Raw genomic sequence first — 24,181 nt, 5'->3', positions numbered from 1 at the left:
AGACCCCTCCCTCCTACGCCAAGGCTCCGGCGGACCCCTCCGTCTCCGCTGCGCGGATCCACCTCCCCTGCGCGCACCCGTCTTCGTTAAGAACTACGCCGAGGCATGGGGGAGGAGTTTTTATTCGGGGGGGCGTGTGTCTTTACGCGGTTGTAGAGAAACAGCTCCTCCTCTTCTCAAGGGGAGGTGTCTGCGCTTGTCGCAGACGGAGGGGGCCGGGCAGACCAGGACTCACGGCAAGTGACGATAATCCACAAAAAAACCCTCCGGATTGGAGGGCTTTTTGAAAATTGCGGATACTGTCCCGGCTTATTCTTCCGGCTTGGTCTTCTTCAGACCAACCACGCGGTTGCCGTCGCCCCACTCGCCGCGCTTGCGGAGCAGGTCAACGCGCTCGAAACGCTTGAGGACAGTTCGGTTCTTTTTGCCGCCGCCGCCGGAGGCCTTGAAGCTGTTGTGTTGTGACATAGTGGGATCCTTTGTGAAAATGAAAGCGGTGGAATAAAGGGGGGCTAGGTGGAAAGATCAAGGACTATTTTGTAAAAAGGACCGGGGCGAAATGAGTGGTGGCTGCGCTGCCTGAGGGCTTTTTACCGGGGCTGAAGGGGCTGTCTCGACGAGTCATTCCGGATTGAGCGGGCAAACTGCGGATTTTCCCTGACGGTGCAGTTTCACGCGGGGCTTTACAATGTTTCGAAGCTCAGGCAAGAGTGGGAGCGTATCGCGTTCTCTAAGAAGCGCTTTGATCCGATACCGCCGGCCCATGCAAAAAACTCAATATTCCTTCGAGCAATTCCGGATCGCGGTCCACGTACTCCGCTGGACCGTGCTGGTCCTGCCGGTTGCCGTGGCCGTCGGGTGCATGGTGGCGCTGTTCCTCTGGTTGTTGGACGTCGCCACGCAGACCCGTGAGCACCATATGTGGCTCCTCGCTCTCCTGCCACTTTCCGGGATCTTTATCTACTGGCTGTACAGCCGTTTCGGGAAAAATTCCGAAGCCGGCAACAACCTGATCATGGATGAGATCCATACGCCGGGGGGCGGCATTCCCTTCCGGATGGCTCCGCTGGTTCTGGCCACGACCGTCATCACCCACCTCTTTGGCGGTTCCGCCGGTCGTGAGGGAACAGCCGTGCAGATCGGGGGCAGCATGGCGGACTATGTCGCGAAGAAGCTGGGGCTGAAACATGAGGATAAGCGGATTTTGCTCATGGCGGGGATGGCTGCCGGCTTCGGCGCGGTGTTCGGCACCCCGGTCACCGGGGCGATCTTTGCCCTCGAGGTCCTGACCATCGGACGGATCAAGTACGACGCCCTGATTCCCTGCCTGGCTGCGAGCCTGCTGGCGGATATCACCTGCCGTTCCTTTCCGATCCATCACACGCATTACTCGATCGCCTTCTCGGACGCCGGCAACTTCCTGCCGTTCCCCTTCATCGCCTTCGATCTGGTCATGTTGGTCAAGGTTGCCCTGGCCGGTGCCTGTTTCGGCCTGGCCAGCTTCCTCTTTGCGGAGCTTTCACACGGCATCAAGGCCAGGGCCCAGCAATGGATCGCCGTCAAATGGCTGATTCCGGTCATCGGTGCCGCCCTGGTGCTGGGGATCAGTTTTCTCCTCGGTACTTCGGACTATCTGGGCCTCGGCGTGACCTCCGCCAATCCGGATGGGGTGAGTATTGTCAATGCCTTCTCCGAGGGCGGAGCAGATCCGTTCAGTTGGTTCTGGAAGCTGCTGCTCACCGCCATTACGCTGAGCATGGGTTTCAAGGGTGGGGAAGTGACCCCCTTGTTCTTCATCGGGGCGACACTGGGCAACTCTTTGGCCTTGCTCATGGGGGCACCGGTCGACCTCTTTGCCGGACTTGGCTTCATCGCTGTCTTTGCCGGTGCCACCAATACGCCGCTCGCCTGTGTCATGATGGGCATCGAGCTCTTCGGTGCGGCCAATGTCGTTTATTATGCGGTTGCTTGTTTTGCCGCCTACTACTTCAGCGGGCATACGGGCATCTACGCTTCCCAACGGGTGGTCGTTTCAAAATTCCATACCAGTCACGAGGAAGAGGCAGAAACACTCAAGGAGGTCAAAGCCAAGAAGCGGCGCTTCGGGCGTACACATCCCTCATCCGGGCCGAATGAACTCTAAATTTGTGGTTCGAAAAGAAGAGTGGTGATCGGATTTTCTTCGCGACTTCTTTCTTCAAACCCGGTGAGTTCTATCTGGAAGCCAGTTCCCGTTTCGCGGACCTGATAAGTGTGACCATTATAGGTCAGTGGGCCTTCGGTAATTGTCCGGCTTCCATCCAGTAGTTCGAAGCCGAGACGAAGTGCCTCCTGTTTCTGCTCAACGATACGGCTCGTTTCGATGATATGATCGTAATGTACATCCAGCGTCATGCCGATGAAGCTATCTTCATCATATCCCTTGATGTAATTGGACTGAAACTTCCTGATTTCGGCAATCGGTTGGTCGATACGCTCCACCAATGCATCGTAGAAGCGATAATGCATCTCCAGTTGATCGAGCACATTTTCGGGAGTGAGGCCCATTTCCCTCAAGGCTTCGATTTGTTTTTCCTGCGAGGACTGTTCGCTGTAAGACAGTCCTGCAAATACCTTAATAATCACCTCCCACGGCACATAGCGGCTTTCTATGGTCTCATGCTGTAAATTGATCACTGCCGTGCGATCCTTGTAGCGAAGCCATGCTTTATGCTTGGTGAGATCTATCCTCTCTAGATGAATCTCGTAGGCATCCTGGTTTTCGGAGAGCCAGAAACTTTGCTGGCTTCGCATATTACGCAGGCTGATTTTGGGCGCTGCTTCTGGCAGTTGCATGATGCCGGCTAATCTCAGGTCGGAGGGAAAACGAAAGCCATCCTTTCCGAGGTGTTCGGCTTCCCAATCTGCCATCGCACTTTCCAGTTTCGCCAGCAAGAGCCCGGAAAAGCCATCCCGATCACTCAAGATTGCATTGGATAATCTTGATGTGGGCGGGAGCGAGTGGATGCGCGTGAGTGTCTGTTTTCTTTCTTCGGAAGTCATCTCTGGTGCAAACTTGGCTAACTGTCTGAGGCAGATGTTGCTTGCTGCGATATCAACCAGTCCGGTCATTAAGTTCGGTGCCTGGTTCCGATGCCGCGCTGCGCTCCAGCCGGTGAAGAGTGCGTCGAGTGCCTCGCTTTGATTCTCTTTCCAAGTCTGCTCGGCATACCAAACTGCATTTCGACTCAGCTTACGAATCGAGAAGCTCTCTGACAGGTTCTCCCATATGTCTGGTACGTCCGAATTTGCCGCTTTGCTCCAATTGACGCTTTGAATGGATTGTAGATCCCGGATCTCCTTCAGTATCTCGCCCAGGCTCTCTTTGTATTGGGTTCGTTCTTCTTGGCTGACTGGGACCGCATCCTCGCTGTCGGGGTCAAGAATACTCATATGCTTTTTCCCGAGTGCGTCGACTTTAGCTTCCAAGCTAGCTGCGGAACTACGATAGCGCTCTGCCGCAAGCTTGGCGTCCGACAACTCGTCATTGTTTGCCAGCGCAACGAGAGGCAGGAATCCCAGGAGGAGCAGAAGGCTGATGCTTCTCATAGCTATAGAGGAAAATTCTTAGGTTGAGGAGAAATTCGGGCTCTACACTTGGTTGTGCTGGTTATTTAGTCCCATGAATACGATGGTCAGTCCAAACGCACCTATAGAATTTTACAACCGCTATTCCGGCGAGCGTGAGATCGAGTCGATCTACGGCGAGGGCTTCCTGCGCTGGGCCTATGGGAATCCGTTGGGCCGGTTGACGGTTTCGCTGGCGGTCAAGCGTCTGTGGTTTTCACGCTGGTATGGATGGCGGATGGACCGGCCCTCGAGCCAGTCGAAGGTGGCTCCGTTTATAAGTGAGTATGGCTTGGACTCAGAGGAATTCGCCGAGCCGGTCGAGCGTTTCAAGACCTTCAACGAATTCTTTTACCGGAAACTGAAAGGGCACGCCCGGCCGGTGGATCCGGATCCCCAGGGCGCGGTTTTTCCTGCCGACGGGCGTCACCTGGCTATCGCGGATATCGATCGGGCGGAGACCTTTTATATCAAAGGACAGCGTTTCGACCTTCAGGCTTTTGTCGGCGACTCCGCTCTGGCGCAGAAGTATGCGGGCGGATCGATGCTGATTTCTCGCCTCTGCCCGGTGGATTACCATCGCTTCCATTTTCCCGTGGCCGGTCTTGCCGGAGAGGCCCGGGAATTACCGGGCAGCCTGCGTTCCGTGAGTCCGCTGGCGCTGCGTCGGCGCCTGTCCATCCTCTGGGAGAACCGCCGGGTCTTGACGGAGGTGGAGAGCGAAGCTTTCGGCCCCGTTCTGGTGCTCGAAATCGGTGCGACTTGCGTCGGCGGGATCCACCAGACCTACGCTCCCGGTATGGTCACGAAGGGCATGGAAAAGGGCTACTTTTCTTTTGGGGGCTCCTGTGTGACGACGATTTTTCCGAAAGGCGCGATTCGCTTCGATGCTGACCTGCTTGAATTTGGTGCGCAGGGGCTTGAAGTCTACGCCCGGATGGGGGAACGCTGTGGGATTCTCGGCGACTGACTTTAGACTGTCAGCAGCTTGTCGTCGATCGGCTTGATCTTGTTCCGGTCAAATGATTTTCCGGCTTTGGCTTTACGGAGGTCGGCGCGGAGTTGCAGGCGCAACCAGAACCCTTCGCTTTGTTTGAGGTAGCGGGTGATGCGCAGATCGTGTTCCGGGGTAAAGCGGCTGTTGCCCTTCTTCAGCCCGCTGAGATGCGCCTCGGGAATGCCGGTCGCTTGCGCAAACTGTTTTTGCGTGATGGGTAGTTCCTCTAGGATTTCCCGAAGCGTTTCTGAGGCGGCGTTGACTGTGGTGATTGTGCTCCTGTGCTTTGGACAGGTTAATGGTAATCTGTGATTTCAACATCTTGGGCATTGCCGCCTGTAAAGCGAAAGCAAATGCGCCATTGTTGGTTGATGCGAATGCTGTGTTGTCCCTTGCGAGTGCCTCCCAATGACTCGAGCTGATTACTGGGTGGAAGTCGGAGGTCGTTGATATCCATAGCAGCATCCAGTTGGTCGAGTTTGACTTGGGCTCGCGCAACCAGCTGTGGAGGGAAGCCTTTCTTGATCGTGCCGTCGTTGATTTTTTGTGTTTTCTTATCGGCCCTGCGTTCACTCGGAATATACCACGCCTCAAGCGGCAATGATTCCGGCGCGTGCCGCGGCGAAGAGGTACTGCTGGGCCAGTCCGGCATTGGGGCCGAAATGGATCCGGGCAAAATCCTGCAGATGGGCGAGGTTCCAGTCGGACAAGCCGTATGCGCGGCTGAGAAGTTTCTGCACCCAGGTGTCGATGGGAAAGGCCTCGAGTCGTCCGGCCCCGAAGAGCAGAACGCAATCGGCGATCTTGCGGCCGACCCCGGGCAGCTGCAACAAGCGTTCCCGGGCGCTTCCAGTAGGCAGTACTTCGGTTGCCTCGAGCCAGCCGGGATTCGACTGAAGAAAGAGCGCGGTTTGATGGATAAAGCGCGCGCGGTAGCCGAGCTTGGCGGCTCGCAGGCGCGCTTCCCCGGCCTCGGCGATCTGCGCCCAGGTCGGGAGGGCGTGACTGCCGTCCGCCAGCGGCGCCCCTTGGTCCTGCGCCACCAATTCACAGATCGCCTTGATCTGGGCGATCTGCTTGGTGGAACTGCAGAGAAAACAGAAGAGGGTCTCGGCGAAGGGCTGACGTAGGATCCGGAGGCCTGGAAAGGCCGCGATGGCGGCCTGGAGCACCGGGTCGCTGCGCCAGGGCAATTCGTCGGTGAGCCTTTTGAAATCCGTCTCGGCCGCCAGATAGTGCCGCAGTGCCGCCTGTGCCGGTGGGCCTTGGACTGTTGCGGGACGGCTCCACTCCAGTTGCCCGTTGCGGATGCGCAAACGGCAGACCTGATCTGCCCAGCGGCCCTCGTAGTAGCCAGGGTTCTTCGTCCAGCGGAAGGACTGTCCGCCGTCGAGGGTCTCCGCCAGGCTTGTTTCTTGGCCGAGGGGGATGTCCGGGAGTGCGGTCCATGGACTGAAACTGACTTCGCTTGGCATCGTGTTTCGGGCTCAAAAAAAGAGGCTCTTAGTCGATTAGCGGGGAAGGGTTCAATAAACATTTCCCCTCAATAATGCTAAGGATATAGGGCAAGTCTCATACACACCATTTTATTTTCACAACCGCTTCGCTAGAGAGCCCTACGGGCGAGATTAGGGAGGTGTAGGTTGCGATGTAATCACTTGGAGAACATGTGTGTAGTCATGGATGATTACACACATGTAACTGGCACTATTTTGGCGCAGCAATGGAAGTGCACAATTTTTGAGGGCCAGGACTCATAGAAAGTATTTATGAGAAAAACCTACAACATGAGCTTACGCGACGAAAAGTCCAAGTGAGGCGTCGGGTCAAACTTCAGCTCAAATACAAGGATTTGGAATTAGATGACGACTATGCGCTAGACCTCATTGTTAATGAAAATGTGATCGTCGGACTCAAAGTAGTCAAAGAGCTCACCCCTATACACGAGGCGCAACTTATGGCGTATATGAAGTTAACAGGCTGCAATGTTGGATTACTGATTAGCTTCAATGTGGTTCGACTCAAAGATGGTATCCGGCGTCTGTCGCTTTCAAAATAACCGGTTTCAACCGCCAAGGCTTATGCCTCTCCTCAACCTCGCCCGTAGGGCCCTCTAGCGCCAGCGGTTGTCCAAAAATTACGTAGCTCCGTCAAAGGAGCTGAGTGCGAAGTCCGCTAAATGAGTTGGTTCTAGGCACCATCTTCCTGGTAAATGACTATGCCCCCAAAAAAAGGAGAGGTGTGACGGCCTCTCCTTTTTAATAAATGATTCCGGTTTTAGAAGCTCCAGAGGTAGCTCTTGGCTTCACCCAGCACTTCACCGTTCGCGTCCTGGAAGGTGAATTTCCACGCGGACGGGACTCGTGTGTCTCCGTAGGTCCAGTCTTCACCGGTCAAGCCGACAAAGACCTCCTTGGACTTCGGCAGCTTGGGAGGCAGCGTGAATTCATGCACCTGTGCGTCGAGTGACTTGGGCGTGTAGAACTCGGCGACCAGTTTGCTGCCGCGCGGCAGGCGGCGGACATTCTCGTCAAGGATCAGTGCGAAATAATAGCCGGTACGTTCCAACGGTTGACTGCGAAGGATGACCCGGTCGCCCTGGTTTTCCTTGCCCGTCATGTACTCGCTGATCCGCTTGAACTGCTCCGTTTCGATGTAGCGGGGCTTGATCTCCACGATCGACACCGAGCGAACCGGTTCCTTGCGGCTGGAGGCACAGGAAACCGCCATGAGGCAGACTAGGCTAAGCAGGAAAAAGCGCATGGGCTTGTAGATTCGTCAGCCCATGCGCGTTGTCAATGCTCTAGGCGGCCGCAAGGCTTGCGGCTTTCAACTTCAGTCGTTGGAAAGTCCGGAAGGTGAGGGCGGTCGCGGCCAGACTGATCCCGATCGCCAGACCCGTCCACATGCCGATCGGCCCGACGGCTTGCTTAAAGGAGAGGAAGGCGCCGAAGGGCAGTCCCAGTATCCAGAAGCTGACAAAGAGCATGAGTGCGGGCGTGTTCACATCCTCCATTCCACGGAGCGCGCCGTTCGAAATGATCTGGGCGCCGTCGGCGATCTGGAAGAAGGCGGCGACGAGCAGGAGTTTGGCCGCGATCCGGATCACTTCAGGGTCGGCCGTAAAGAGTGAGGCCAAGGTTTCGCCCAGGAAGACGAAGGTCAGCGCGGTCATCACCATCAGGAGGGTCGAAGCGCCATGCGCCCCGATGATGATACGCTTGCATTGCGCGATCGCATTCGAGCCCAGGCTGTGTCCCACGCGGATGGTGAGGGCCATGGACAGCCCGAGGGGGATCATGAAGGCCGTTCCGCTGCAGCTGATCGTGACTTGGTGGGCGGCGAGGGGGGCACTCCCAAAGAACCCGATGAGGAGGGCGGTGACGGCAAAAGCCCCGAACTCCATGGTCAACTGTCCCGAGATCGGACCGGTGATCTTGAGCATACTGAGGACCTCTCCGCCTTGCATCCGCGCAAACCATCGGGGTGGTCGGCAGGGGGCCAGGTCCATGGAACGGTTTACATAGCACCACAGGACCAGCACAGTGGTGAGGCGGGCGAGGAAAGTGGCGATGCCGGCCCCGGGAAGGCCGAGGGCCGGCATGCCCAGATGCCCGAAAATGAGCATCCAGTTGAGACAGACGTTGAGCAGCACACTGCCAAGCATGATCCAGAACACGGTCCACGGCCGGTTGAGTGCTTCGGCAAACGACTTGATACACATGGCCGGAGACAAGGGGATCATCGACAAGCTGACCCAGACGAGGTAGCTCGGTGCGATGGCCACGACTTCTTCCGGCTGGTTGAACCAGGGCAGGATGGGGATCAGCGCGATGAGAGCCAGTGAAAGGATGATGCCGGCGATGACAGTCAGCCAGAAGCCGGTACGGAAGGATTCGGCGGCTTCCTTTTGACGCTCGGCGCCATAGGCGTGGGACACTTTAACCGAGACCGCGACGTACAGTGCGATGATGACCACAAAGGGGAAGTGGAAGAGAACATTCACAAAGGCGGCCGCGGCCAGTTCGACCGTGCCGACCCGACCGATCATCATGGTGTCGGCCAGTCCGAGCAGCATTTGGCTCACCTGGCCGGCGATGATGGGCGTGGCCAAGGTGAATGTCTTTTTGGTTTCCTGTAGGATTGTGTTCATGTCTCGACAAAAAAACCGCCGTTGTGTGCGGCGGTTTTTTGAATTCGGGTGAGTTCTCTTGAATCGATTTCTTCCGTATTCACCAACCGCCTGGGCATGGGTGCGCGCCAAAGGAGCCAATGCCCTTCAGCGGGGCACAGGTTTTGTTAAACATAATTGCGGTGACGAAATGCATCGGTCTGGATGTGATGTGCCGCAAGGAGCAGAATTCAAACCTTATTTCGCTGGGAGGGGAAAAAGCGCCGAAAATATGCCTGGGTCTTGTGCGACTTCAGACCCTCCATCGTTTCGACAAGCTCAAGGCAGGCCGTTTCGACAAGCTCAAGGCAGGCCGTTTCGACAAGCTCAAGACAGGCCGTTTCGACAAGCTCAAGACAGGCCGCTTCGCGAGGGGAGGAGTTTGAGTCGATTCCATTTCGATGGGGTTCGGTTGTGAGATCAAAGCTCCTCCTCTTGAAAAGGGGAGGTGTCCCGGCTTGACCGGGACGGAGGGGTTTCTCGCCGCATGGGTCTGAAAAACATGCTTTCCTGTTGATTTTGGGAGAAAACTGCACTCCAATTTACTGAACCCTGCAGTGTTCGAGACTTAACGGAGTTCTGTCCTTTACTCTTCAGCAAACGGGAGCTTGACCCTCGGCGGTGGCTGTCCAGCCGTCAATCGGAAGACAAAAGCCGCAGAGAGAGCACCCACCTAAGGCACAAAAGGCCAAGAACTCCCCCAATACGGCACAGGCGGGGCTTTTTTATTTTTATCGGGTCGGAATGTGGGAACGCGACGCAAGTGGATTGATCTGTTTCGTGTACCCATACCCCTCCCTCCTACGCCAAGGCTCCGGCGGACATGCCGTGCCGGCAGGCCGGTCCATCCGGCTTCTCTCCGATACGCCGTGACAGGCCTCCCCTGCGTGCACCCGTCTTCGTTAAGAACTACGCCGAGGCATGGGGGAGGAGTTTATTGGGGGACTGCGTGTGTCTTTACGTGGTTGTACCGAAAAAGCTCCTCCTCTTCCCAAGGGGAGGTGGATCCGCGCAGCGGAGACGGAGGGGTTTTAGTCCTGTAGCAACGGACCCCTCCCTCCTACGTCAAGGCTCCGGCGGACATGCCGTCCCGGCAGGCCGGTCCATCCGACTTCTCTCCGATACGCCGTGACAGGCCTCCCCTGCCTGCACCCGTCTTCGTTAAGAACTACGCCGAGGCATGGGGGAGGAGTTGTTGGGGACTGCGTGTGTCTTTACGTGGTTGTACCGGAATGGATTCGGATCATTGTGCGACGACATGTAGGCGCAGCAGGAAGTCGGAGTCGCCCGCATGGTTGCGTCGGGGCGACCTGATCTCGACGGCCTCGCCTGTGTTCCAGAGCGCTTCGGGAACCGGGCGTGTGTCGCCATTGACCGGGTCCACCCATTCCACCTCCCAGGGGCCTGTGCCCAGGGCGGATGGATCCAGGCGCAGGGCCTGTTGGACGGGGGTATAGACCAAGGCCATCGTGCCGCCTTCGGAAATCGCCGCGATGGCTTGCTTGTCGCCGGCTTCCCCTGGCTCTCGGATCAGCAATTCCCCTTCGATGTCGGGCTTGAAAGTCCACCAGGGTACTTGGTTGACGAGCCGAATCAACTGCTGGAAATCGTCCCGGCTGGGATCCTTGAGGGCCTTTTGCCAGGTGATACCATGACGCCGGTATGCCCAGATGGCCTCGGCCCCATAGGCCTGGCCGGCGGCACCGCTCAAAAAGCTCGCCCACCACGCCTGTCGCCGGAGTACATAGCGGGAGCCCCAGCGGTCGGTTGTCTTCCCCTGTGCAATACGGATTTCGGGGCCGGCACTGTAGTAACCTTCGGAATAGAAAATCGGCAGTGCGGCGGCGTTGTAGTTCGCATGGTTATGGGCAAAGGGATATTTGATTTTATAGGCTGGGGAATAGGCGTAGGTCCAATTCCAGCGAAGCCAGTCGGGCGTGTCGTTGAACGCCTCCACACTGGAATAATCGGAACTGGCGTGGTAGGCGAGGATGGCTTGTCCTTCGTAAACGGATTGGATCCCTTTTGCGATGGCGACGAGTGCGGTATGCCCGCGGCCGGGACGCTGGTCCCCTCCGATAAAATAGATGACCTTCGGGTTTTCCCTGTAGCGGTTGGCAAACCATTGTCCGAAGCGGTAGCAAACCTCCGGCTCCAAGCCCTCCAGAATGTCGTCCAGACCCCGTTTCCAGAATGGGCTGACGATCGCAACCAGCCCGCGATCGGTGATGGCCCGCACCGTCGCGTCCACTTTCGCCCAGTGGGCTTCCTTCGGTTGGGTGAGATCCTGATCGTGGAATCCGGTCGAGAGACCGCCGGCCTCTCCGGTCGGGAAGACTGCGCTGAATAGTACCGCGCTGAAGCCATCCTTGACGGTCTGGTCGAGGTAAGCCTCCCGTTCGACTTCTGTGTAGGCGGTGGCCAAGCGCCATGCCGTGTCGGCGGCGGGGTAGAACGGGGAGCCGTCGCTCCATTGCAGGTAGCGGCCGTTGGCGGAGACCTCCAGACCGGGCGTCGATGCCTGTGCCGAAAGAACCGCGGCGATCGCGAAGGCCAGGGATAGGAGGGGAAGTCGCATGCTCTGAGCCTAAGCGGGATTCGGGGAATCGCAAACGGTATTACCAGTGGCGCATCCGCGACGGCTCTCAACAGAGTGAAAGGCAGACCCTTTCGAGTCTGCCTTTCAGGTATGCGTATGTAATGGTTGGGGAAATCCTAGACGATCTCTTCGACCGAGACCTCGAGGCTCTTACCGTCGATGGTCAGTCCGTACTTCTTGGACGGGCCTCCATTGCCGGCGGGCGCTTCCGCGGGGGCGGCGGGCGTTTCGGCCTTTGGCGTGTCGGCAGGTACCACGACCGGCTTCGGCTTGTTGGTGCCCTTGATGTGGGCTTCAAGCTGCTGCGGGAACATGGCATGGATGACGCAGTGTTCCGGATCGCTCGGGAAGCCCTTGGCATCGAGTTCCTTCTTCAGGTCGTCCATGTGCTTGTGCTTGGCCTGCGGCGATTCGACCGGACGGCAAGTGATCGGGGTCTTCTCGAACTGCTTGGCCGCGAGTGCCTGCACTTCGGGGTCGACCGGGGCCGGGCACTGGCCGTAGTAACCGAGCGCGATGTCGGCTGCTTGCGGAGAAATTTGCTTCCAGCGGCCGAACTTGACGTTGAGGAAGGCTTGCATGCCGACGATTTGGGAGGTCGGCGTGACGAGCGGAATCCAGCCCAGCGCTTCGCGGACCACCGGGATCTCGCGGAAGACTTCCTCGAACTTGTCTTCCATCTTCTGCTCCTTCAACTGGGTGCGGAAATTGGAAAGCATCCCGCCGGGGACTTGGTATTCCAAGGTGTCCACGTCGATGACTTCGTTCTTGTGCCCGGTGAAGGCGCCCAGTTCGGCATAGACCTTTTCCAGATGCATCCGGATGTCCTTGAGCGACTTATGCTGCGCTTCGCTGACCTGCGGACAGCGCGGATGGTCCTTCAGCATGGCGAGCATGCGGGTGGTGTCGGGCTGGCCGGTACCGTTGGCGAAGGGGGAAATGGACAGGTCGATCGCATCCACGCCCGCATCGATGGCCGACACATAGGTGCTGGCTCCCAGACCCGCAGTGTCATGGGTGTGGATCCAAACCGGAATCTTCAGCTTATCCTTCAGCCCCTTGATGATCTTGTACGCATCCATCGGAGCAATCAGGCCGGCCATGTCCTTCAGGACGATGGCATCCGCACCCATTTTCTCGAGCTCGACGCCCATTTCGATGAACTTTTCTACCGTGTGTACCGGGCTGCTGGTGAAACAAATGGTGCCGTGGGCTTGCTGGCCGGCCTTCTTGGCCGCATCGATCGCGCACTTCATGTTGCGCGTGTCGTTCAATGCGTCGAAAATACGGAAGATGTTCATGCCGTGATCGGCACTGGTCTTGATGAAGGCTTCGACCACATCATCCGGGAAGTGTGCGTACTGGACGATATTCTGGCCGCGCAGCAGCATCATGTGCGGGGTCTTCGGACAGGCTTTTTTCAGGGCGTCCAGACGATCGAAGGGGAACTCGTCGAGGAAGCGCAGGCCGGAGTCGATGGTCGCGCCGCCCCAGGTCTCCAGCGCACCGAAGCCCCAGTTGTCGAGCTGCTCACAGACTGGTAGCATCTGCTCGGTGGTCATACGAGTGGCAGCCAGGCTCTGGTGGCCGTCACGGAGAACATTGTTATTTAGCTGAACGGGTTTCATAGTAATAAGAAATACTTTTGACAATTTAGGTATGTATCAGCAAGTCTAATGGAGGCTTATTTCTGTCTAGAAGTGGCTTTGAAGTTTTGTATTATTATTTCTGATTGTCTTTTCATGCAACGCGCTAAAGCACCTTTTCACGTAATGACCAAGCCGGCGGGGCCGCTCTGCAACCTCGACTGCAGCTATTGTTTTTACCTGGAGAAGACGAAACTCTTCCCAAAGCACCATTCCTTCAAGATGACCGACGAGGTGCTGGAAGCCTACATTAAGGGGTACATTGAGGCACAGCCGAGTCCGCAGGTAAGCTTCGCCTGGCAGGGCGGGGAGCCGACCTTGGCCGGCATCAGTTTCTTCCGCAAAGTGATCGATTTACAGAAGAAGTACGGCGCGGGGCGACAAATCGAGAATGCCTTCCAGACGAACGGGACCTTGCTGAACGACGAGTGGTGCACCTTTCTCCGTGACGAAGGATTTCTCGTCGGCATCAGTATCGACGGCCCCGAGCACTTGCATGATGCCTACCGGGTCGATCGCAAGGGGGCGCCCACCTACCGGAAAGTCGTGCGGGGCATCGAACTCTGCAAAAAGCACCGGGTCGAGTTCAACACCCTTACGGTGGTGAACCGGAAGAATGCGGCTCACCCGCTGGAGGTGTACCGCTTCCTCCGCGAGATCGGCTCGACCTTTATCCAGTTCATTCCGCTGGTCGAGCGGAAGGCGGACGATGCCTCGAATTCGATCGGCCTGGGGCTTTCGCATCCTCCGGATCTGACCGGAGCGGCCGCGATGACTTTTGAACCGGAAGTGACCGACTGGTCCGTGTTGCCGAAGCAATTCGGGGACTTCTACTGTAAGATCTTCGATCGCTGGGTGACACGGGACGTGGGGAAGGTGTACGTGCAGCTGTTCGATGTGACTCTGGGCAAATGGGTGGGCGCGCCCGGTGGCGTTTGCATGCACTCGGAGACCTGCGGCCGTGCCATGGCTCTGGAGCACAATGGTGACTTGTATGCCTGCGACCATTACGTCTATCCGCGCTATCGTCTTGGGAATGTTCTGAATGAGTCCATTGCCGAGATGGCCGACAGTGAATTCATGCGTGACTTCGGGGAGCAGAAACGCAGCCGTCTGCCCAAGCAATGTCTGGAGTGCAAGGTCCGCTTCGCCTGTAACGGAGATTGTCCGAAGCACCGGTTTGCCTACACCAAGGACGGTGAGCCGGGCCTGAGTTACTTGTGCGAAGGCTTCTACCAGTTCTTTACCCATTCGGCTCCCGCGATGCGTACGATGGCGGATCTTTACCGCAATCGCCGGTCTCCCGCTGAAATCATGAGCATGAAAAAAGGCTAGGGCGCTTCCCAAGCATGTGACAAGTGTGACGCGGCGACTGAAGATTTCAACTGACAGGAGATGGATCTGCGCCAAAGCTGTGCAGGTAATATGAGCGACGAGGAGAGCATCTACGAACTACAGCGCAGGATCACGCACTTGGAGCAGCACATCGCCGAGCAGGATAGTGAGATCTATCGCTTGTCGAAGCGTGTCGATGATCTGGCCAAGGCGTATGAGTTGCAGCGCTTGAAAATGGATGCCCTGGCTTCCCAGACGGGTGGCGACATGCCGGCGAACGAAAAGCCGCCGCATTATTAGGCCGTATCGATTGAATGAGGGCTTCCTTGAAAGCGGCATTTGGCATTCTGGAGGTCGACTTGATTGAGGGACGCTCCCTCCTGCGCTAAGGCTCCGGCGGGGTCCGTCGCGACAAGACTGAAACCCCTTCCTCCTACGCCAAGGCTCCGGCGGACATGCCGTCTCGCTTTGCGGATCCACCTCCCCTTGGAAAGAGGAGGAGTTTTTCTGTACAACGACGTAAAGTCACACGCCGAGCCCACACAACTCCTCCCCTGCAGGCAGGGGAGGTGGCTGCGCTAGACGCAGACGGAGGGGTCCACAGTGACAGGACTAAAACCCCTTCCTCTTACGCCAAGGCTCCGGCGGACATGCCGTCCCGCTTTGCGGATCCACCTCCCCTTACTAAGCATATCCTTATACGCAAGTCGGAGTGGCCTGAATTGAACTCTGGTGCTGCTGCGGAACAGACCCAGCAGAGCTGGGAACCGCTTATATGCTCTTATAAACGCTTATGGGCATGAGGCCTAGCGGCCACGATCATACATCTCCCATCAATTTGACTATGTCTGCACCGAAAACATCCTTCAGTTATCAGGTTGTAATGTTCAGATAAGCGACGCTTAGCGGACATAAGCGGTCTCCAGCTACGCTGGAAAAACCTCAAGGACGACTTCAAAAGATGTGTATAAGGATATGCTTGGAGAGAGGAGGAGCTGTGTCTTTACGCGGTTGTAGAGAAACCGCTCCTCCTCTTTCCAGGGGAGGTGTCTTTCGCAGTGCGAAAGACGGAGGGGTTTTAGTCCTGTCGCTGTGGACCCCTCCCTCCTACGCCAAGGCTCCGGCGGACATGCCGTCTCCGCTTTGCGGATCCCACCTCCCCTTGATAAGAGGAGGAGCTTTTTCTGTACAACGACGTCGATCCCCCACAAAAAAGCCCGGCATGCAGGGCAAGCCGGGCTGAAATTGAGCTATGTGATTTAGCTGGCCTTGGGGATCTCGGCCGGGATGTCGATCACATGAGTGTCCTTCCGCTTCACCTTGTGCAGGCGGGAGCGGCGGCGCAGCATCCGGTCAAGTTTCTGGACCATCAGGTCGATGGATTTATAGAGGTCGTCGGTGGCCGCGGATGCGACGTGATCGTTGCCGCGTACCTCCAGGTGCCCCTTGGCAATAAATTCCCGTTGGTGTGACGTCTGGTGGCTATCGTATTCAAGTTCTACGCGCATTCGGATGATGCGCTCCTCATGTTCGAATAGTTTCTCTGCTTTTTGCTGAACCATGTGCTTCATCGAGTCGGTAAGGGTCATGTTCAATCCGCTGATGATGACGTCATGCTGTTTCATAGTTGTATTCCTTTTCTGTTCTTGGTTCACATTGACGAAGCCGGAATGACTCCGTCGCTTTGTATCGGTGCACAAAAAATGCCAACCCCTTCAGAATACATCTCACATACGTCTGTAATGGTCATTACAGGTGGTTCTTCGGGAATTGGCCGCTCCATTATCAAAGCAAGTTTGAGGTTAAAGCCGAACCTGACCATATGCAACCTTTCTCGGTCGAAACCGGACGTTTTTTTGGGCGAAAATGGCCATCATTTGCCGACTGATTTGACAAGTCCTTCAGCACTAGAATCTTCGGCGAATCGGGTGCTGCAACTGGTCCGTCAGGCACCTTCCGGAGAGCTGATTTTGGTCAATAACAGCGGATTCGGGGATTATGGCCCGATGGGGGATCTGGACGCTTCCAAGCAATTGAAGATGATCGACTTAAATGTTCGTTCGCTGGTCGATCTGACGGCCCGCCTGATGCCGGCCCTGCAAGCCCGCGGTGGCGTGGTGGTGAATCTTGCGTCGACGGCGGCCTTTCAGCCCACGCCCTACATGTCGACCTATGGGGCAAGCAAGGCATTTGTGCTCCATTGGAGCCTGGCTCTGAACGAGGATTTTCGCGGGACGAACTTGCGGGCCCTGGCGGTTTGTCCGGGGCCGACCCGGTCCAATTTTTTCAAGGCGGCCGGTTTCGAGACACCGCCGATGCAGGGCGGAGTCAACGGCTGGCTGGACATGAGCGCCGACGAGGTGGCCGCTTTGACTTGGCGGGCGATCGCTTCGGGGAAGTCGGTCGTCGTGACGGGCTGGAAGAACCGCTTGATCGCACTCGTCGGCGGCAAGTTACCCAAGGTATTTACGGCCCGGATGGGACGACGCATTCTCGGCAAGCTAAGGCTGGAGCAACACCGTGCCGGGGCGGCAAAATCATAAATCCCGGCTAGCCTGTACATGGTATGAAGGACCCTTTTAGTGAAGAAGCGCCTCTGGTGGATCTGGACGATCTGCCGGATTGGATATTACGCGATGACGAGGAGCTGCTGGTTTTCAATAAGCCGGGGTGGCTGGTCTGTCATCCGTCGAAGAACGGCCCGCTTTCGAGCCTGGTGGGGGCGGTCCGGGAATATACCGGTGCGGACAAGCTGCACTTGGTGGCACGACTCGACCGTGAAACCAGTGGTTTGGTGGTATTTGCAAAGCGTCCTGCCTTTGCCCGCAAATACCAGATGGCGATCCAGAACCGGATCGTGAAGAAAGCCTATCTCGCCATCCTGGAGGGGGAGCTGTCTGAACCCGTACGCGTGGACCAGAACATCGCACGGCGCAAGGTCGGCCCGGTCCATGTGAAAAACGAGGTCAGTTACATCCGTGGCTCACAGACCGCCGTGACGGAGTTCGTGCCTTTGGCACATGGCGGCGGCTACACCCTCTGCCGGGTGGAGCCGGAGACCGGGCGCAAGCATCAGATCCGGGTGCATGCCGAGTGGTTGGGGCATCGAATTGCCGCCGACAAGATCTATGGTCCGGATGAAACGCTCTACCTGGAGTTCATCGAGCACGGATGGACGGAGCGCCTGGCTGCGGCCTTGCCGCTCAAACGGCAGGCCTTGCATTGCTACGAATATACTTTCGAATTTCCCGGCGCACCCGTGGTTCTGACAGCGCCGCTGCTTGAGGACATGTCGTTGTTCTGCCGCGAGCAGATGGGGCTGGATTCCCTGCCTCTATAGGCTGAAGTTCCGTTGCGGGCCTGGGCTGCCTAGATGGCCTTGCCGGTATTGAGGTTAAAGCCTCCCAGCGGATCGATTTGAAAACCCGCCAGCTGGTAGGCCTGTATCATGGCACGCTCCAATTCCGCGGGGCTGCGACCGCGCAGGATCAAATCCAGCCGGTGTGTGAGCGTGCGATTTTGGCTCAAAGTGCCCAAAAAGTCGGCCAAACTATTTCCGGAATTGGACCGATCCAGATGAATCAAGAAATAGGTCAAAAGATATGCCGTCAGATAGTTGCGATTTACGCCATGAGGGTTGTAGTCGAAATCTTGATTCCATTGTGGGGCTTCCATCGTCAAGAGCGTCTTCAGACGCACCGAGTGTACGAAGTTTTCGGTCTGTTTGCGTAGGGGCTGTGAAGTTTTGAAGTCGATTCGATCCATTTGAAAACGCCCGTTTTGAAAGGGGATCGATTCCATATAGACGGCGAGGCCTTCAACCAACCAAGGGGGGAGTTTGCCCAATTCCGCATGCAGTAACTGATGGGTCAATTCATGGATAAGGACCGGATTCTCAAGCAAGCCATTGATGTGTCCGGATTCAATATTACGGCGGCTCCCGCTAGGCAGATTAATAATGATCCGGTTCTGTGACGGCAGGAAGAGTCCCGCCGTTCCTTCAATGCCGCCGGCTTCGAGAAACTGCTTCTTGTCCGAATAAAAGTCGGTCCGGTAGGATTTCTTGGTTTCAGAGATTCCCGGGAGCAGTTCGCTTAAGGTCTTGTAGGTCCCTTCAAAGGTTTGCGCGTAGTGCTGTGCCAAAGCGTTTGGCAAGGGGACATCGGAGGTGAATTGGAAGTGCTCCGTGAGGTACAGGTGTGCGGGCGCGATGGCATGGATGCGGACCGCCTGCCGCCGGTCACTGAGGCGGCTGCCGGTGTGGTCCTTGTGTTCGTCTGCCGAGAGGAGGTTCAGACATGAAAGAAGGAAAATGACTGCAATGATCCGTGACATGGTAGCTCTCCCGCCTTTAGCGAGAAGAGTGCCATATGCCGGATCGCTCAGTTTTTCGTTCCCTGTGCGCTACGTGCGCTCTTGATTTCGTCTTCCCCGCGGATGATGCGGTATTTTCCCGAGAAGAAACGGGCGTAGTCTTTCAGGCGGCTTTCCTGTTCTTTACTGAAGGACTCGTCGCCCGCGAGAAAGAGCACGACATTCACGGATGGGGACTTCAGATTTTTGTCGGTATACATCTTATCGACGAGATCCTTGAAGTACTTTTCGGTCTCCCGGGGCTCATAGAAATGGGCGGGCTGCCATCCCGGGTGCGGAATCTCCCATTTCAACCCCAGTTCTTGGGCATTGGAATAGACGCCATAGCGCTGGCCGAGTACGCGCGGGGGCATGTTTTTCGCCGCACGCTCCTTATTAATCCGAGCGAGTTCTTCGCGTACCCGCTTTTCCATTTTCGGGATTTCCAGCTTATGTTCCGCGAGTTGCTCCTGGTATTTTTTGTCGCTGCTCTTTTTCTTCCATTCCTCGTTTTCCTTATCGGTTGGTTTGCGGCGTATTCTTTCAAAACCTGAATGGTAACCGGAGATGAAGAAAATTCCGTCGACTTGCTGTTCGAGCGCGAGCTGGGTGAGATAAGCGGTTTCGTTGCCGCGGTCGCCGGAATAGGCAAGCGCGTCCTCGATGGGGTCTCCGTCCATGGCATGGATCGCTTGGACCTTCGCGCTGCTGTTTCCTTCGAGTCCGACCTTGTCGGCATTTGCATTGAAGGGGCCCATCCAGCGTTCGAGCTCGCGGTGGACTTCCGTGCCGGAGGGGACGAGGCTTGGTTTGAAGAGGATGGATTTCCGGCGGTCGTAGACCATGACGTTGAAGAGCGTGCCGGCGCCGAGATTGCCCACCATCTGGGTGATCTCTTCCTTGATCACGCGATAGCTGTTCAGGCCGCCTTTCTTGTCGGTGACCATGTGCCGGTTCGTGTCGATCACGAAGAGAAGACGTTCGGCTTTGGTTTTAAGGCCGAAAATACTCACATTGGAGACTCCGAAATTGAGACTTCCCCGTGAGCTACCCATTAGAGAGCCGGCTCTAAAGTCGCCGAGCCCGCTGCTGACAGTGAAGGACTGGTCCATCGACGGCAGGTTCACATTCACGCTGCTGACGGCAATGTTGCCTACGCTCCGCATACTCAGGTTGCGGCTCGCATCCATTTGAGGCGTGGGCTGCTGCTTGATCTCGACTTTGACATCCTTGGGCGGCTCGACTTCCTCAATCGCCGGAGGCTCCTCGAATTCGGCTTCGTCGGGCAGCACGAATTTTACAATCGTGATGCCGCCCAAAATGAAGAGTGCCAAGGCATGAACGCCGCCGCTAATCAGCAGGACGTTTAAGAGCATTGGGTTCAGCTTACGCTTTATACTGGGGGGGGTAATCATTGCGTAGGCTGTAAGCCTAGTGCCAAAAGTAAATAGGGTTCAATCCTCTTTCTATGAATACGGTTTAAATTATGAATCTAAAGTGGGAACGATACTACCCAAAGGAGACTTTTAAAGACTCCTGAGGTCGTTCTCTGCGTCTTCCTGGTGGCGTGCGAGCTTGCTCGCGCTGGACTTGACGCCGTCGAGAGCGGGTTCGCTGATTCACCGGCTGCCTGCCATCTGCCCAGAGGCTGCGAGAATTAGGAGGAGTCACCTGTCCACGGCCATGCTATCCACCAAAGCGCGACCAAGGTCGCACGCCACTGCGATTTGGCGACGCTGTCCGGTCAATACGCATTACTTTCGCGGCGCGGTAAGCTTGTGGAGGATTCAGAGCACTTAACCCGTCGTGCGGCGATCGGGGACAATCGCCCTCCCGCAGATGCTTCCCTTCCAGGCCTAATGAACCGCAAGCAAGGGGCGTGTTCCCTTAGAAGGTAATGGTGCCGGTCGCCCAGAAGATCAGCATTTGGACGCAACCTATGATGAAGCCCAGGACCGCGCCGAGACGCTCGATGGTCCGGAACTCGCGCTTGGCGACCTGGTTGACGATGGATTCCAGGCGGTCGAGGTCGAAGGCCGCGATGTTGTCCTCGATCATCTGTTTCAGGTCGACCGAGGCTTCAAACTGTGTGGCCACTTTTTCCATGAGCGGGCCGGCCTCATCCTGCATCGCGCTCTTGGCCATGACTTCAAACTTTGCGAGTATCCCGTCATTGACAAAGCTGCCCAGCAGCGGGATCGCTTTCAATTGCGGACCGATGCGCTCCCATACGAGCTTATGGGCGGCATCGTCGAGGTAGGGGCCCAGTTCGATACGGCGGATCTCATGCAGGATCATGTGTTGTTGCAGGATTTCACGCTCTATGATTTCCGCGGCCTCGACCGCCATTTCCTTCTGCCGGCGCGGGATCAGGCCTTGCCACTTCCAGAAGAGGATACGGAGGGGCTTGCGCGGGTAGAAGAGCATCTTGATGGCAACCCAGTTGGTAAACCAGCCGATGCTGGCGGTGATGAATGGCGTGAGAATGAAAAGGACGGTTGTTTCCACATGGACACCTTAGCCAGATCCGGGGTCGGTGCAGCAAGCTCGGAATCTCGGAATTTTTCGGCTTTTGGACGTACTCTTTGTTTCGAGAGGATTCGTGCCGCATCGTTGCATGGCTTGAATGCTATATTTTAGATAAATTGCTTGACTCTGTCCTGGGGGTAAATGTATAGCAATTCCTGTTTAGCTTATCCCACTCAATCTTATGAAAACAAAATACCTCCTTCACCTCATGTGTGCTTCTTTGGCTTTGACTGCTTCGGCGGAAGTCCAGACTCTGATAACTGAAGATTTCGGTGGCGTATTTGCGGACGACCTGAACGGTTCCACCGCAGATGTTTTTTCCTCTGATATTACAACTGCTGGAGGGAGCTCGACTTGGTCGGCCAGCACAGAGTTTCAACAGGATGGAACGGTCGACAATTGGGGAAGTCATGGGTCGGCCTTTTTATCTCTGGGGTCATATGTGAACGCCCTTAAAGGGGATGCGTCTGCCATTTTTACTCTGAAGCTGGATGTGACGCTTGTGGATGGTGGAAATGGTATCACGTCGAGTGACTTTATCAGTTTGGGTTTTTACGAGCCCGGTATTGCGACCGGAGATGCTTTCTATTCTCAAAACGAAGGCGTGGGCACTGTCGTATTTCGTGAGGGTGGAGGTAGCACAAATAATGACTTTTTCGGTTCGAATGGTGCGACGACAGGTGTGAATGTCGGCGATTTCAGCGGAGTGAATGTCACGCATACCCTCGCCTTGGTTCTGGACTTAACCACACACAACGGGGTTTCCGATTTCGGGAGTATTTCATTGTATGTTGATGGTGTTCTCCAAACTTATAATGGTGGTGCTGATACTTCGATTAGTTTTCTCGCGGATGAGGATTTCGCCTATCTGGGATTTTCTAATGCCAACAACGGTGGTGGAATTGTAGATAATTTCGGGTTCTACCTGGGAGATGCCGTAACTGTTCCGGAGCCCGGAACTTACGCGTTGATTGCCGGTGCGCTCGGTTTGGTCTTTGTTGCTTTGCGCCGTCGGGCAGTATAGCTACGGGCATTAGTCTTAATGCATTGAAGGCAGGCCATATGGTCTGCCTTTTTTTATTTACCGCTGAAAGCTATGTTGTGAGTAAAACTATTGCGTTTGTTTTAAAGCAATTGTGCTTGTTGTTCGCTTCAAAATAGGCCTAATCTCGCTTTGCGCGGTGGTTCTCCAGAGACGGTCGTCCGGATCATTGGGGTCGTCCCGGCAAGGGGATCCGTTTTGAGACTGAGTCCGGGAATACTTTTCTCCGGTTGTTCGCCAATCAGCCGGAACAAATGGTCATGCAATACATGAATCTTGATATCCCTCAGGGAGTGCGGGCGCTTTTGGCTTGGCCTGAAGTTCAGCTTTCAATCGTCAAGGATCACCGGTCGTCTGTATCGCCGAGTGCGTCCTGCACGTATACACCCCAGTTGGCTGTCGGGGTGTAGTCCCAATTCTCAAGCATGCGGGGCGTGGCCAGCGGGTGGAAACACCATGCGGCCCAGTGGATTTCTTGGGCTTGCAACCACGGGAAAATACTGGCCGCCCATTCTTGATTGTTTGGCGCGTTGGGGGAGTCTGCTTTCCATGCTCCCAATTCCGTAATGAAGATCGAGTGTGTTTCCGCCAGTTTGCCGATGTCCTGCTTTTCACCTTCGTTTTCCGGGTAGAGGTGAAAGGAATAGGCAACTCCATGACCACTGGGATCTTCGAGCGCAGAGCCGTTCCGGACGGCGGCGAGTAGCTGGCCGGGCGTCATCCCGTCGACGAGCACCATGTTTTCGGCACCGGTGGCACGAACCACATCCAGCATTTTTTGCATATCCTCTTGCCAGACGCTCCAATCGGAAAAGGTCGGAGTATTGAACAGTTCAAAGAGCACGGCCGGATGGTTCTTGAGTCGCGTGGCGGCCTCTTCCCAGAAACTGTAATGCTGGTCAACGGGAAGACCGCTTTGATGCAGGTCCAGTATCATATGGACTCCGAGGCTTGCACACAGGTTGGCGGCATCCTCAATGTGTTGACGGTAGGCGGCACCTCCGTCCTTTTGGTACGGGCCTTTGCCGATCCAGAACACCAGGTTGACAGGGAGGCGTATTACCTTGGCATGCCATTGAGTGACGGCTGTTCGGATCGACTCAAATATATGCTCGCCATTCGAGACCCATTCCAGGCTGGGAACGGAGAGTCCATGTAGCCAAACGGCATTTCCGTTGGCATCGACTATTTGATTGCCGACGACTTTCAACGCAGGAGGCATCGCTTCCGGAGCGGGCGCTTCAATCCGGGGTTTGACCAGTGCCGCCCGGCGCTCTTGATCGGCCAGACGTTCGGCTTCCCGGGTTTCGATGCGCTGAATGACGGGTTCGGCCGGAATGGGGACGAGGTAGATGTCGTCGAAGTCGAGGACTCCCGATTGGACCTTGAAGAGTGCCAGCATGATATCCAGGGAAACGGCGTTTTCCGGGACGGGAAACTCCGTGTGCTTTGATATCCAACCCTTCGATGTCCGCTTGAAATAAGGCGGGGGTGGGCTGGATACACGTTTTCCATCCGCATCACGGAAATTAAAGATGACTCTGCCGTCGTGCCACTGTTCGGTTCCCATTTTTATGTTCGAGTATCGAACGCGGCAGCTGAAAAAATAAGCGTGATGGTTCGAAGGCACTTCAACTGTGCGTGTCAGCCCGATCAGTTCATCGGGCTTGCGGTAGCTTAGGCGCAGGAAGTGGTTGCCTTCTTCCTCTTCAATACTTGCGCCTTCGGGGTGAGGCCAACCATCGGGCCAGTCATCCGTATCGCTGTCGGTTTCAAAATCCCCATTGAGCTCGACGAATTCGGTTTCGTGCAATGTCAGCACCTGGGCCGGCAGTGTTGAGTGAAAGAACGAGAACATGGAGCCACTCAGCAATAAGATTTTTGTCGGTGCATTCATATCCCG

At 56.2% G+C, this 24,181-nt stretch carries 23 protein-coding genes and 1 other RNA gene; 10 read left to right on the top strand and 14 right to left on the bottom strand.

The annotated features are described in order from the left end of the window. Positions 1 to 309 precede the first annotated feature (309 nt). Positions 310 to 468 (bottom strand): small basic protein, encoded by a 159-nt coding sequence (locus O2597_RS00160; RefSeq protein WP_269522126.1) that lies wholly within the window; start codon positions 466 to 468, stop codon positions 310 to 312. Between the two features lie 295 nt (positions 469 to 763). On the opposite strand from O2597_RS00160, the gene O2597_RS00155 reads away from it, so the two are divergent. Next, complete coding sequence (locus tag O2597_RS00155; RefSeq protein WP_269522125.1) at positions 764 to 2,143, top strand: voltage-gated chloride channel family protein; 1,380 nt, start codon at positions 764 to 766, stop codon at positions 2,141 to 2,143. On the opposite strand, the gene O2597_RS00150 is transcribed toward O2597_RS00155, so the two are convergent. After that, positions 2,140 to 3,588, bottom strand: coding sequence for a hypothetical protein (locus O2597_RS00150; protein WP_269522124.1), 1,449 nt, complete (start codon positions 3,586 to 3,588; stop codon positions 2,140 to 2,142). The genes O2597_RS00155 and O2597_RS00150 overlap by 4 nt on opposite strands. Positions 3,589 to 3,661: 73 nt before the next feature. On the opposite strand from O2597_RS00150, the gene O2597_RS00145 reads away from it, so the two are divergent. After that, positions 3,662 to 4,576 carry a phosphatidylserine decarboxylase gene (locus O2597_RS00145; protein ID WP_269522123.1) on the top strand — a complete coding sequence of 305 codons (915 nt, stop codon included), beginning with the start codon at positions 3,662 to 3,664 and terminating at the stop codon, positions 4,574 to 4,576. 2 nt (positions 4,577 to 4,578) lie between these two features. Here the strand turns inward: O2597_RS00145 and O2597_RS00140 are convergent, their stop codons facing one another. From O2597_RS00140 to O2597_RS00130, 3 genes are all read right to left on the bottom strand, one after another. Then, the gene (locus tag O2597_RS00140; RefSeq protein ID WP_269522630.1) at positions 4,579 to 4,836 is read right to left on the bottom strand and encodes a HigA family addiction module antitoxin; all 258 of its coding nucleotides are present in this window, start codon (positions 4,834 to 4,836) and stop codon (positions 4,579 to 4,581) included. 62 nt (positions 4,837 to 4,898) lie between these two features. Next, entirely contained in the window at positions 4,899 to 5,255 is a 357-nt protein-coding gene (locus tag O2597_RS00135) for a type II toxin-antitoxin system RelE/ParE family toxin (RefSeq protein ID WP_269522122.1), read from the bottom strand. Next, positions 5,194 to 6,078, bottom strand: coding sequence for a DNA-3-methyladenine glycosylase family protein (locus O2597_RS00130; RefSeq protein WP_269522121.1), 885 nt, complete (start codon positions 6,076 to 6,078; stop codon positions 5,194 to 5,196). The genes O2597_RS00135 and O2597_RS00130 overlap by 62 nt, the downstream gene beginning before the upstream one ends. Positions 6,079 to 6,359: 281 nt before the next feature. On the opposite strand from O2597_RS00130, the gene O2597_RS18580 reads away from it, so the two are divergent. Beyond that, on the top strand, positions 6,360 to 6,662 hold the full coding sequence (locus tag O2597_RS18580; protein WP_345782990.1) for a GxxExxY protein: 303 nt from the start codon (positions 6,360 to 6,362) through the stop codon (positions 6,660 to 6,662). Between the two features lie 218 nt (positions 6,663 to 6,880). On the opposite strand, the gene O2597_RS00125 is transcribed toward O2597_RS18580, so the two are convergent. Then, entirely contained in the window at positions 6,881 to 7,366 is a 486-nt protein-coding gene (locus O2597_RS00125; RefSeq protein WP_269522120.1) for a hypothetical protein, read from the bottom strand. A gap of 40 nt (positions 7,367 to 7,406) precedes the next feature. Then, the gene (locus O2597_RS00120; RefSeq protein ID WP_269522119.1) at positions 7,407 to 8,756 is read right to left on the bottom strand and encodes an MATE family efflux transporter; all 1,350 of its coding nucleotides are present in this window, start codon (positions 8,754 to 8,756) and stop codon (positions 7,407 to 7,409) included. A 161-nt stretch (positions 8,757 to 8,917) separates the two neighbouring features. Here O2597_RS00120 and O2597_RS00115 point away from each other — a divergent pair, with 161 nt between their 5' ends. Both O2597_RS00115 and ssrS read left to right on the top strand, forming a co-directional pair. Beyond that, a complete protein-coding gene (locus tag O2597_RS00115; RefSeq protein WP_269522118.1) occupies positions 8,918 to 9,160 on the top strand; it encodes a hypothetical protein in 243 nt (80 codons plus the stop codon). Positions 9,161 to 9,320: 160 nt separating this feature from the next. Further along, positions 9,321 to 9,499, top strand: a non-coding RNA gene (gene ssrS / locus O2597_RS00110) — 6S RNA. Between the two features lie 518 nt (positions 9,500 to 10,017). Here ssrS and O2597_RS00105 read toward each other — a convergent pair. Both O2597_RS00105 and O2597_RS00100 read right to left on the bottom strand, forming a co-directional pair. Further along, positions 10,018 to 11,352, bottom strand: a complete 1,335-nt coding sequence (locus O2597_RS00105; protein ID WP_269522116.1) for an apiosidase-like domain-containing protein — start codon at positions 11,350 to 11,352, stop codon at positions 10,018 to 10,020. Positions 11,353 to 11,489: 137 nt separating this feature from the next. Further along, the gene (locus O2597_RS00100) at positions 11,490 to 13,001 is read right to left on the bottom strand and encodes a pyruvate carboxylase subunit B (RefSeq protein ID WP_269522114.1); all 1,512 of its coding nucleotides are present in this window, start codon (positions 12,999 to 13,001) and stop codon (positions 11,490 to 11,492) included. 114 nt (positions 13,002 to 13,115) lie between these two features. On the opposite strand from O2597_RS00100, the gene O2597_RS00095 reads away from it, so the two are divergent. After that, complete coding sequence (locus tag O2597_RS00095; protein WP_269522112.1) at positions 13,116 to 14,354, top strand: anaerobic sulfatase-maturation protein; 1,239 nt, start codon at positions 13,116 to 13,118, stop codon at positions 14,352 to 14,354. A 60-nt stretch (positions 14,355 to 14,414) separates the two neighbouring features. Continuing rightward, positions 14,415 to 14,654, top strand: a complete 240-nt coding sequence (locus tag O2597_RS00090; RefSeq protein WP_269522110.1) for a SlyX family protein — start codon at positions 14,415 to 14,417, stop codon at positions 14,652 to 14,654. A gap of 959 nt (positions 14,655 to 15,613) precedes the next feature. On the opposite strand, the gene hpf is transcribed toward O2597_RS00090, so the two are convergent. After that, on the bottom strand, positions 15,614 to 15,979 hold the full coding sequence (gene hpf, locus O2597_RS00085; protein ID WP_269522108.1) for a ribosome hibernation-promoting factor, HPF/YfiA family: 366 nt from the start codon (positions 15,977 to 15,979) through the stop codon (positions 15,614 to 15,616). Here hpf and O2597_RS00080 point away from each other — a divergent pair. Next, on the top strand, positions 15,968 to 16,897 hold the full coding sequence (locus tag O2597_RS00080; protein WP_332108352.1) for an SDR family NAD(P)-dependent oxidoreductase: 930 nt from the start codon (positions 15,968 to 15,970) through the stop codon (positions 16,895 to 16,897). The two genes, hpf and O2597_RS00080, sit on opposite strands and share 12 nt — an antisense overlap. Before the next feature lie 23 nt (positions 16,898 to 16,920). After that, positions 16,921 to 17,694, top strand: a complete 774-nt coding sequence (locus O2597_RS00075; protein ID WP_269522106.1) for an RluA family pseudouridine synthase — start codon at positions 16,921 to 16,923, stop codon at positions 17,692 to 17,694. Between the two features lie 29 nt (positions 17,695 to 17,723). On the opposite strand, the gene O2597_RS00070 is transcribed toward O2597_RS00075, so the two are convergent. From O2597_RS00070 to O2597_RS00060, 3 genes are all read right to left on the bottom strand, one after another. Beyond that, entirely contained in the window at positions 17,724 to 18,689 is a 966-nt protein-coding gene (locus O2597_RS00070; RefSeq protein WP_269522104.1) for a DUF1570 domain-containing protein, read from the bottom strand. A 47-nt stretch (positions 18,690 to 18,736) separates the two neighbouring features. Next, complete coding sequence (locus O2597_RS00065; RefSeq protein WP_269522102.1) at positions 18,737 to 20,083, bottom strand: hypothetical protein; 1,347 nt, start codon at positions 20,081 to 20,083, stop codon at positions 18,737 to 18,739. A gap of 511 nt (positions 20,084 to 20,594) precedes the next feature. Further along, entirely contained in the window at positions 20,595 to 21,215 is a 621-nt protein-coding gene (locus O2597_RS00060) for a DUF445 domain-containing protein (protein ID WP_269522100.1), read from the bottom strand. A 202-nt stretch (positions 21,216 to 21,417) separates the two neighbouring features. Here O2597_RS00060 and O2597_RS00055 point away from each other — a divergent pair, with 202 nt between their 5' ends. After that, positions 21,418 to 22,260, top strand: coding sequence for a PEP-CTERM sorting domain-containing protein (locus O2597_RS00055; protein WP_269522098.1), 843 nt, complete (start codon positions 21,418 to 21,420; stop codon positions 22,258 to 22,260). A gap of 361 nt (positions 22,261 to 22,621) precedes the next feature. On the opposite strand, the gene O2597_RS00050 is transcribed toward O2597_RS00055, so the two are convergent. Next, positions 22,622 to 24,175, bottom strand: a complete 1,554-nt coding sequence (locus O2597_RS00050) for a glycoside hydrolase family 5 protein (RefSeq protein WP_269522096.1) — start codon at positions 24,173 to 24,175, stop codon at positions 22,622 to 22,624. Positions 24,176 to 24,181 lie beyond the last annotated feature (6 nt).

The organism is Coraliomargarita parva, assembly GCF_027257905.1.
Classification (GTDB): domain Bacteria; phylum Verrucomicrobiota; class Verrucomicrobiia; order Opitutales; family Coraliomargaritaceae; genus Coraliomargarita_A; species Coraliomargarita_A parva.
Note: the sequence above shows the minus strand (reverse complement) of the source record. Positions and strands in the feature narration are given on the sequence as shown.